Genomic DNA, 578 nt, shown 5'->3' with positions numbered 1-578 from the left:
TGTGGAAAGAAGTACCGCCTGTAGTCATCAATTAAAATGCCATAGTATATGAGGTACCCTATATGAATAAGAAATCCTTTTTTATCATCTGTTCTACGTTGATTATAGCATCGAATCTTCTCATGATTTCCGTGGTGAATAAGGGAGAAGGAACAGGGAGCAACCTGTTTGTGATTGCTATAGCCTGTGTTATGTTACCAGTCTTTTTATATGCAGTTGAAAACCAACTGACTTCATTGATAAGAGTAGAATCAATACTCCTGATTCAGTTGGCAGTTATATCTCTACTCCGTCTTGTCAACAGAATAGGGAGTACGCCTGAAATTCTCAACATTATCATTACCCTTATCGCTTTGGCAAGTGGAACAGCTGCTATCCTTGTTGCGATCATGAGAATATATGAGAACATACGGAAGTGAGGGTGAGTAGTTTTCTATTTTGTATTTTCACATTGTCAAGTTCCCCAGGGCAAGTATGTTTTTCATGCTTGCTTTTTTTATTTTTAACAATTCAAGATGTTTTGATGACCGTTTGTGATTTGGATGGAAAATTTTAAAAAATAGTAGTATACTAGCCTT

Annotated in this window: 1 protein-coding gene; it reads left to right on the top strand. The window is 36.3% G+C overall.

Going from position 1 to position 578, the window contains the following annotated elements; all coding sequences use genetic code 11:
* Positions 1-62 precede the first annotated feature (62 nt).
* Positions 63-419, top strand: a complete 357-nt coding sequence (locus tag HT732_RS10125; RefSeq protein ID WP_001036312.1) for a hypothetical protein — start codon at positions 63-65, stop codon at positions 417-419.
* Positions 420-578: the final 159 nt, after the last annotated feature.

The sequence above is a fragment of the Streptococcus sp. 5346 genome, assembly GCF_013277455.1.
In the GTDB taxonomy this organism is placed as follows: domain Bacteria; phylum Bacillota; class Bacilli; order Lactobacillales; family Streptococcaceae; genus Streptococcus.
This window is presented reverse-complemented; position numbering and strand designations above follow the sequence as displayed.